This window comes from Vagococcus silagei, from assembly GCF_004795745.1.
Taxonomy (GTDB): Bacteria; Bacillota; Bacilli; order Lactobacillales; family Vagococcaceae; genus Vagococcus; species Vagococcus silagei.
Window position 1 is genome coordinate 57045 of sequence record NZ_SDGV01000006.1, and the last position, 11235, is coordinate 68279.

Below are 11235 nucleotides of genomic sequence, written 5' to 3' on the forward strand. Positions count from 1 at the left end.
GGAAGTAAAATGATTTACTGTATAAGTAATAATATTGGCAAGAGATTACCAGGAATTGAACACAGTCAAGTCGGTAGGGTCAAACTGTTATCTCAAATTGGTGAACCGGCAAAAATTGTCACACTCTGCCATAGTTGCGAACTATATGAGAATACAAAATGGTTAGGTGTTTCAAATCAAATTTTCTCAATGTACGATTATTTTCAAGAAGCAATTGGGGATAACTTATATGCACAGAAAAAATATTATGAGATGTGGATAAATCATCCGAAATATCGCGTAGAACATGTTCCAAATACATTAGATGTTAAAGTTTTTTATGAAGAAGACTATGTGTATTATGCACGCTTTTTTGATAAGGAGTATCAAAAAATTGATTATCTAAATCATTTTGATGGGCCTTATCAAACAAGACGTAAAGTCAGACGTGAAATTTTTGATACACGCGGTTTTCTAACTAAGGCGATTATTCTTGGAGAGACACAGAAAGTTTTACAAGAAACGTATTATAGCCCTAGTGGTGAAGAAAAAATTGTCTGCTACTACAATCCTGAAAGAAAACTTTCAAGAATTGAGTTAAAAAATTATAAAGGTGATACCTATTTCTTTAAAACAAAAGATGAGTGGCAAGCATTTTTCTTTGATGAACTCAATCAACCGAGCACACTATTTTTATCAGACCGAACTCAAAATGTGATGGATAGTATTGGGTTAATGAAAACTAAGGCGAGTCTGGTACCAGTGATTCACAACGTTCATTTGAGACAGCCGTATGATCCCGTTACAGCTGAGATTACGTCACCCTATCAAAAGATATTTACGAATCTTGAAAATGTGACGGCAATAATTGCCTCAACAAAACATCAAGCACAAGAATTAAATGAGCGTTTACCAGAAAATGTTAAAGCTCATCCAATTCCAGTTGGTTATACTGGATCGGTTGCTCCGGCTCCATTTGAAGGGCGGAACCCGTTTAAAATTGTTTGTATGGCGCGTTACTATACTGAGAAGCAGTTGTTGCATCAAATTCGTGCAATTCAAAAATTGCTACCTCAATTCCCTAAGTTAGAACTTCATTTATTTGGGTACGGGGATGCAACTAACAATTACCAAGAAGAAAAAATGTTAAAAAAATATGTAATTGATCATCATTTAGAAGAACATGTCTTTTTTAGAGGCTATTTAAAAGATTTGGATTCTGAATATAACGAAGCAGGTCTCATGCTATTAACAAGCTCGATTGAAGGATTTTGTTTATCTATGTTAGAGGCCATCGAACATGGTTTACCAGTTCTATCGTATGATATCCGTTACGGGCCGAGTGAAATGATTATTGATGGTGAGAATGGGTATCTAATTAAGCCAAATGATGAAGCAAAATTACAGGAAAAATTAGCCTATCTACTAGAGCATCCTGAACTACAACAAGAAATGTCAAAAGCCTCTTACCGACATGCTGAGACATTTAATCAAGCTGCTATATTAGAAAAATGGCAGGCTTTTTTACAAGAAAATCGACTAAAATAAATGAGTAAAAGTGAAGTATTAAAATTCTCAAGGAGGACTAAAATTGAGTAAAAAGAATTATGATTACAAGGAAAAAATGAATAAAAACCAAAAGCGAAAAAATAAATCGACAAAACTATTTTATTCAACAGTTGCAGCCTATGGTTTAGCAACAGTTGCAGTTGCACCACAAATTGCTGACGCTGAAGAAATTGAACCGCTTGAAGCGAAAGATCAGGCAGCAACAACGACGGCAAAAGAAACACCTGAAAGTGCAGCTCAAAATGTACATGTGATTGAAGCAAATGATTACCTAAGACAAGTTGCTGGTGATTTAGGGTTGAAATATCCGGAAGCGCCTGCGGAATCTAAATTAAAAGTAGTCTTAGCTGAAACTTATCAGTTACTAGCGAGTCAATCATTGACAGCAGAGCAAGCAAACCAACAAGTTGAAAAATTATTTGCCGCTGAATCAGAATATTTAACAACAATGGAAAATGTCCAAGCAGTTAAAATGAATCAAGCTGTAAATAAAAAAGAAGTAGAGACTAAGCAATCTGCGGCAACAGAAAACTTAGGCACCACCTCTACAGAAAATAAATCTTCTGAACACTCAAATAATAACACACGCGGTACTGAAGGTAAAGATGAAGCAAACCCTAGTAACCATGCGGCTTTAGATGAAAAAATAAGTGAATTAAAAAATAACACTGAATTAGAAGTAAATTATTCTGAAGAGACTGTTTCACAATTAAAAGCAGTGATTGAAGAAATTGAAACAAAACTAGCAGCAGGAGAATTAAGTGATGATGAAGCAACACAAGCTTTAAATCAACTGATTGCCGCTGAAAAAAATCTGTCAGTCGCTCAAACTGTACTTAATGATTTAGTGAAACAGTTAGAACTTGATTTATTAACATTAGGTTCAATCAATCAAGAGAGCTCCTCAGAAGCAAAAGCGGTGATTGCTGAAGCTAAAAAGTTACAAGCTAATAAAAATGCAACTCAAGCAGAAGTTAACCGTCTTGTAGCAACATTACAAGAACACGTAGCGGATTTAGATGTGACAGCAGAAGAATTGTCTAGTTTTGTTGAAGAAACTTTGGCAACCTATAAACAAACGAGCTATACAGCCTTAAGCTATAAAGAATTAAGTGATGCACTTAGAGATGCGGTTTTAGTGGCAAACAATCAAGAATCCACTAAGTCAGAACGCTATCTTGCTTACACTAAAATTCAACATGCTGTTGGTCAATTGGTTGAGATTAAAACGTCTCAAGATTTACAAACTAAGTTAGATGAAGTTAAGGGCTTAGATGGTAAAAATTATACAACTGACAGTTATAAAGCTTTTTCAGATCATTTGAAAAAAGCAGAACGTTTATTAAAGGCAGAAAATGTTTCAACTGATGCGTTCTCAAATACGTATAGTGATTTAATGAAATCAATTGATGACCTTGTGTCTAAAGAAGATGTGAATGCTGAATTACAAGCCACATTGGAAGAAGCAAATAAAATTGTCAAAGCAAATAAACAAAAACAACTTTTTACAAATGAAACGATTAATTTGTTATTACAACAAATGAAAATTGCTGAAACAGTTGATTTTAACATGGTTTCTGCAGACCGTTTAGTCGAAATTAATAATCAAGTGAAGCAAGCAATTAATGATTTAGTTAAAATTGAAAACTTAAAAGGTCTTGAAAGTTTAATCAACGAAGGAAATAAATTAGTTGGACTTGGAAAAGGTAATTTTACTGATTCATCATGGAATAATTTAACTAAACAATTAACTTATGCTCAAGCGGTTTTAGGCAGTTCTAAATCAACAGTTGATGAAATTTCAAATGCTTATCAAAAATTAGATCATGCGATTAAAGTAATGATTGATAAAGAAACATTACTAAATGATTTAGATAGTGCCTTATTTAGAGCCGAAGCTTATGAAAAAGACAGTGGTAAATTTACTGAATCTTCTTGGTTAGCTTTCGAAAATGCTTTAATTAAAGCAAAAGCTATCAATCGCGATTCAATTAGTCCAGATATGTTAAATCAATTAGTTAATGAGCTTAACATGACAATGAATAATCTATTTTTAACAAGTAATGAAGCTGTGACAAACTTACAAAAAGAATTAGAAAAATTGGTGACATTAGACAAAGAAACAGCCTATACGTCTGATAGTTGGCGTCAATTACAGCAAGTGGTTACTGAAGCATATAAACTTGTTGATAGTGTTGACGAAATTCAAACAGAAGACGTTTTACGTGTCACAGAAAGACTTGCAAAAGCAATTGATGACTTGGCTTATAGTGATGCTAATCGTCAATCAGCAAGACAAAATTTAAAAGATGAAATTGCGACTTTTGACAACATGACTGAAGAGGATCGTAAAAAAATTCTCCATGGTTATGAAGAGTATGAGCAAGCAATTAATGCAGCTAGAGAGTTATTAAATAATTTAAATGTCAGTGCGACAGAGATGAATACAGCTGTTACAAAAATAAATAATGCTAAAAACAATTTAACAATTGACGAAGGTTCTAAAACATTAGCTGTGAATACAACGACAAATGTTAGCAAAAATACAGGCATGAAAGACGGTCAGTTTAACGTTGAAGTTAAAGTTGATAATCCAACGTTACAATTCTTAACTTACAAGCCTTCATTTGAAACAACTGTTAAAATTCCACATAACTTGATTCCATTCTTTGAAGATCCAAATTGGCGTCAATATGTTAAAATTGCTTACAATAATTCAGCTGGCGCTGTGGGAATGGGTACAACTGAAGTTAAATCAGGTAATAAAAAATCAGGTGGTATTGGCGGAATTGGTGCGAAATGGGATCCAATGTTAAACCTATTATCATTAGATGATGAAAAAGTTTTAAATGACTTGAAGATTACATACAAAATGGTTGATGGCCAACCTGTCTTGTTTATTACCACAAACAAAATGGTGCCTGGTACTGGATTAATGCCAGTTAATGAATTTGAATTAAATTATTTCCTTAATTTTGATTTAGAACAATACTTGAAAGATGGTCATGCATTACCTATTCAAGAAAAAAATGACGATACACAAGTTAAAGCTGTTTCTAAAGTTCTTCAAGAAGGAATTGCAGGCGCTATTAATTGGAGCGGCCAAAGAGACGTTACTAATTTAGAAGATATGAATCAATTAGCTGTTCAAGGTGATGTTGTATTAGGTGAAATTCATACGCAAGTGGTGGATGGAACGAATACAATCGTTGGTCAAGCTAAACAAACGAATACTAAAGATCTTGATGGTGATCATTATCAAGCAGTCTTTGAATTAAATGGTAAAGAAATAGGTCGGACAGAATTAGATAAAGATGGGAACTTTATCTTTAACTATACAATTGTTGATGCTAAAACAGGAAATGTGATGGCACAAAACTTTGCTCAAGGGGACAATGTCAAAGTTAAAATTGTCCGCATGAACGAAAAATATGACCTGACAACAACCTCTCTTGATAAATCAATTAATGTTGTGAAAGGTAAATCACCAGTAGTTGAAGTGAATTCAATCAAGCAAAATGGCAAGGTCATCAGCGGTAAAATTAGTACACTAACTACCCAAGATGGTAAGAGTATGACAATTGATCCTTCTGATAAAAATGTTTACACTGTTCGCTTGGTGTATTATGCGCCTGGTCAAACAACTGGTATTGAGTTGGCAGAAGTTAGAACTGATAAAGATGGCAACTTCAATTATGTAACGTCAATGCCGCTACAATATGGTGGTCGCATTGAAGCGATTGCTTATGTTTATCAAGGAATTGTCAATAGTAACGGTGAGTTATCATCAACTGGTGTGCAATTAAATAATGCTGATGCCAACACGACAATTAAGCAAGTTGAATGGAATATTGGCAAACCTTCAGTTAACCAAATTAAAGAAGGTAGTACAACAATTACAGGTCAAGCACCAATCAATGACGTTAAATTTAACGAAGCCAATTATCAAATTCAAGTATCAATTGGTGATAAAGTTTACTATGGTTCAATTGATGATAATGGTATGTTCCAAGTAACAGTACCAAAAGTTGAACGTGGTGAGATTGTTAATGTGAGTGTTGTTGGATTTGTACCTGGAAAAACTGAAGCAGTTACAGGTTCTGACGTTGTTGAAAGTATTGTTGTTGCTTCATCTGAAGCGAATGACAAATGGGAAGTCAATCAACCAACAATCAATGTTCCAAAAATTGGTGAATCTACTTTAACAGGGATTGCACTTTTAGATGATAGCCCAACAAGAGATTATTACGTTACAGTAACAATCAACGGTGTTCAAATGACTATTAATGAAGATGCGCTAAATCGTGAAAATGGACGTATCCAAATTAATTTAGGTCAAAAAATCAAAGCAACAGATGAAATTGTCGTGACTCTACACGGGACAGAAAAAGGTTATGATGGTGAAAAAACGGCAGCGACAACTGTGACTCCCGAACGTCAAGAATCATTTGAAGAATGGGAAATTAGTCATCCAGTTGTTAAAGATCCTCAAATCGGTGACAAATCTGTTTCAGGATATGTCAAAGTTGACTCATCATACGATCGTACTTATTACGTTCAAGTAAAAATTAATGACGGCAAAGTGATCACAGGTGAAGTTGACCAATACGGAAACTTTAGTGTGGCGTTAGATAAAGCACTTGAAGCTTATGATGACGTTTCGGTTGTCATCGTAGGACAACAGGGAGATGCTGGAAAAAAACAAAGTGCAGAAAACTTAAAACGTGTACCTGCTAAGAATACTGAAGTGAATAAAAATGGTTTGGAAGCAGCGATTGATGTAGCCTCATTCTATTCAAACGAAACAAACGTCTACACAAAAGAAAGTTTCCAAGCTTTAACAAAAGCTTTAGAAGAAGCACAACGTATTTTTGCAAATGAAGCTGTAACACAAGCAGATGTGAACAAAGCACGTGATACTTTGAATAGTGCAATTAACCATCTTGTGACAACTACAAGCGTGAAACCTTCAAAAGTTTCAATTGATGCACTACAAACATTATTAAAAGAAGCAGAAGCAATGAATGCTTCAAAATATAGTGCAACAACATATAAAGTTTTAGTTGATGCAATGGATGAAGCAAGAGCAGTTCTCCTTGATAATACAGCAACACAATCATTAATTGATGAAACAATTACGACATTAAATAATGCAATCGCACAATTAAAAGCACCAAGTATTACGGATCCTTCAGCAGTTGACCAAAAACGTTTAGAAGATTTAATTGCTGAAGCTAAGAAATATAAAGGTTCTGACTATACACAATATAGTTTTGCTGTTTTACAAGAAGCAATTCGCAAGGGTGATGAAGCCTTAGGTAATCCAAATGCAGCAACTTTAAATAGTGCTTACAACGAAATAAAACGTGCCTTAACTAATTTAGTCCCAGTCGTTTCTGTGGGTGAAGAAGGTCGTGAACAATTACTTGAAGAAATCACGCAAGCTAAGTTGTTGAAAGATACTGATTATACGACAGCGTCTTACCAACAGTTATTAAAAGCCGTTGCATTTGCTGAAAAAATTTATGACAATAAAAATTCTTCAGTTGAAGAGTTATCAGAAGCTAGAAATCAATTACTCCATGCTAAGGCAGCTCTAGTCGGTAAAGATGATGTCAGAAAACAATTATCAATTGCTTATGTTGATGCAAAAGCAGCAATTGATAAACAAAAAATGAGTTACTACACTAATAAGAGTTTCTCAGTTATGAATGAAGCATATAAGAATGCTTTAGAATTTGACAAAAACCGTAAAGCAACAGCTAACGAATTAGATCAAGCACTAAAAGATTTACAAAAAGCGATGGATGGTTTAGTGACTTCTTCTAATATTGAAACCTTGAATCGTTTGATTGATGAAGCATCTGTGGTTATTTCTAAACCAAATGAAAAATGGAAATATACAACTAAAACTTGGAATGAATTAAATATTCAATTACACAATGCTAAAGATATCTTGGCGGCTTCAGAGTCTTCGATGGAAGATATTTCAATTGTGACTAAACACTTAAGTCAAGCGTTGAATAACTTAATTTCTAAAGAAGATTTATTAGGTCAATTAGATGTAGCTTTAGAAGCTGGTAAAACAGTTCATATTGATGACTATAGTTACTATAATGGTCAAGATACAGTTACAAATAGCTCTTATCAAGAATTTAAAAAGGTTTTTGAAAAAGCATCTAAAATTGATCGTAATACAATCGAAGCAGATGATTTAAGTAAATTAATTAATGCCTTAAATGGTAGTATTGACTCACTTGTTACGTCAAAAGAAGAAGCATCTCAAAATCTAATTCATACATTAGATAAAGCAGCAACAACAGGTATTTCTTCTGATACAAGTCATCCAAATGAATTGTATAAAAACGGCTTTATGATTAAAAATAGTATCAAGAGTGCTGAAAGTATTCTTAAAGATCCAAAAGCAACGGCAGATGATATTAACGATGCGAATAAGAAATTACAAGAAGCTTTAGACAGTGCAGAATATCAAGAAGCACTAGCAAATGAAACACGTCAAAAAATTGATAAATATATTCGTGATTTCGATAAATTGGTGCCAAAAGATTATGTGATTGGTTATGACGATTATGAACAAGTCATTAAAAACACAGCTGCAGAATTGGAACGTAATTATGGTTTAACTCTAGAAGAATTAACAGAGATGCTTGAAACCGTTGAGACTGCTAAAGCTAATCTTATCAAGGCTCGTGATATTAACTTTATTACTATGGGTAATACGAAGAGTAACTTTGAACAAGTCAGCATTAAAGATGGTAAATTAAGCTTTACAACAAAATCAAAACAAAGTGGTTTAGGTTTAGCTGTTTATTCACCAAGTTTTGAAACAAGAATTGAATTACCTAAGAGTATGAAAGTTGTCTTTGAATCAAATGATTGGCGTGATTATGTCACGATTTCTGCTGATGGCTCAGTGGGTGTTCTTCTAAGTGGTGCATCGGATGACTTTAAGGTTGACGCAATCAAATTATCTGATTTACAACCTGGTGATATTACTGTTGAGTACTATCTAACAGAAGATGGCGTGCCAACATTAAGAATCATTACACGCAGAATGGCAATGTCTATTTTAGACTTAGCACCTCAAACTTGGTTTGATTTAACATATGGCTTTAACTTTGACTTAGATGCATGGTCACGAAATCATAATGGTTATATTCCTTTAAACACTGAAGATAATAACACGATGAGAGTGATTACTGAATTAAATAAAAAACCAATTGTATTCGTTGGTGAAGAACGTGAAGGCATGACAAATGCTTTAAATAATGATTTTTCTAATGGAAAATCAAATGGTTCAACAACAGGTTTAGGTAGTGATACGACAAGTGCTCAAAAACCAGTTGCACCAGCAGAATTAGGCAATGTCCTTGTTAGTGGAAGTACTGTTATCAATGGCCGTGTTCAACAAGATCATAACACTGATATTAAAGGTGACACTTATAAAGTTCGGATTGACGTTCGCCATGCTGACGGCAGTATTGAAACTTTAGGCTACACTGATTTAAGAGATGACAATACTTTTATGTACGTTTACGGTGAAAAAGACGAATATGGTAATGTAACAGCTAATGGTTTTAAAGCTGGTGATATGATTCTTGCAACTGTTATTCGTGAAAACAAAGAACGTGATTTTGTTTCTGAATCAACAACACAAGAATGGCAAGTTGGTAAAGCTAAAGCACCAGAAGTAAACTTGAATACAATTAAAAATGGTGATCAAGTTATTTCGGGTAATATCTCAGGCATGATGGATGAAAAAGGTAACTATGTTGAATTTAATCCAAACGATTTAAATGTTTATAAAGTTAAATTAACTTATTATTCACCTGATGGAAAAGCAATCCAATTATCAGAAGTTAGTGTTGATCGTCAAACGGGTGCCTTTGAATATTATGTTGGGACACCGTTAGAATTTGGTGGTTACGTTGAAGCGCAAGCCTTCGTATACGCTGGAAAATTAAACAGTTTTGGCACACTAGTTGGGGTAGGAAAACAATTACAAGATGTGACTCCTCAAATTACGCAAGCTGATGTGGAATGGGGTATTCCAGATCCATTGTTAAATCAAGCTGCATCAGGAGATACAACAATTAGTGGTTTGGTTCCAAATATTGATAATGGCGAATATCAAATTCGTATTACTGTTAATGGTGAAGTTGTAGGGGAAGTACCTGTAACTAAAGATGGTTTGTATAAACTTGAAAATCTAGAATCAGCTCTTAAAGAAGGCGACGTTATCACAGCGCAGCTTATTGCTTACCGAGATGGTGAAGCTGTTAAGGATAAGAATGGTAATGAATTAGCATCAAATATTGCGACAATTACTGTTAAAAATGCTGATGATTTATATGAAGAATGGAAAGTGACACAACCAACAATTGATGATTTATTTGAAGGAAAAGAGTATGTGACAGGGCTTGCACCAAATGATACATCATTAGGTCGAACTTATGATGTTGTTGTCACAATTAATGGGCAAAAAACATATGTTGGTACATTAGATGAGAATGGTCGTTTCATGGTTAAAGTTGATAAACTTAAAGCGGAAGACAAAGTTGAAGTCATGATTGTTGGGCATCAACCAAGAAAAAATGACAAATTTAGTGAAACAACGGAAGCTATTGTCCAATTGTCACAATCATGGGAAGATTGGAATTTACAACCAATTGAAGTTAAACAACCTTCTGCAAATGATAATATGATTATTGGTAAATCAATTAATAATGATTTCTCAAATGGACGAACATACACAGTCGAAGTTCAGGTCAATGGCGGCGCGATTTATACAGGTACATTGAATCCTGATGGCACATTTGCAATCAATATTCCGACACTTTCTTATAAAGATGAAGTTTCAGTACGCCTAGTTGGTCATCAAGCTGGTTACGATGATAAATTAGGTCGTGAAACAATTCTGATTGTTGATAAAGAGAATAAAGTTGATAAGTCAAAATTACAAAATTTATATTCATTAGTACAAGATATTTCGAATGAAGATCATCAATATACAGCTCAAACTTATAAAGCATTTGATGAAGCTCGTCAAAAAGCAAAACTCGTTTTAGAAGATTCAGAAGCAACACAAGAACAAGTTGACGAAGCGTATCGTTTGCTTAAAGATACTTTCGAAGCTTTAGAAAAAAATGAATCAACTGAAGTTGATAAGAGTGAGTTAGAAAATCTTTACGAAGAAACACGTCCAGATAATACTGAGAATAAAAATAAATATTCGAACGATGATAATAAATATCCAGATGAACTATATCGTGAGTTTGAAGATGCTCGAGAAAAAGCAAAAGAAGTCTTAGATGACCCAGAAGCAACACAAACTGAGGTTGATGAAGCAACTAAAGACTTAGCTAAAGCAAAAGAAGATTTAGATAATTATTATGAACATCATGTAGACATTGATGATGGTAGCGGATCTGACTCAGATGGCAGTGGCAGCGACTCGGACGGTAGCGGTAGCGACTCAGACGGCAGTGGTTCCGATTCCGATGGCAGCGGTAGCGACTCAGACGGCAGTGGTTCCGATTCCGACGGCAGCGGTAGCGACTCAGACGGCAGTGGCTCCGATTCTGACGGTAGCGGTAGCGACTCAGATGGCAGTGGCTCCGATTCCGACGGTAGCGGTAGCGACTCAGATGGCAGTGGTTCCGATTC

2 protein-coding genes are annotated in these 11235 nt (G+C 34.6%); both read left to right on the plus strand.

Annotated elements, in window-relative coordinates; all coding sequences use genetic code 11:
* The first annotated feature begins 9 nt into the window (after positions 1 to 9).
* Entirely contained in the window at positions 10 to 1527 is a 1518-nt protein-coding gene (locus tag ESZ54_RS03075; protein ID WP_136136213.1) for a glycosyltransferase, read from the plus strand.
* Positions 1528 to 1570: 43 nt separating this feature from the next.
* Positions 1571 to 11235: FIVAR domain-containing protein (locus ESZ54_RS03080; RefSeq protein WP_204249505.1), on the plus strand; the 9665-nt coding region annotated here is incomplete at its 3' end.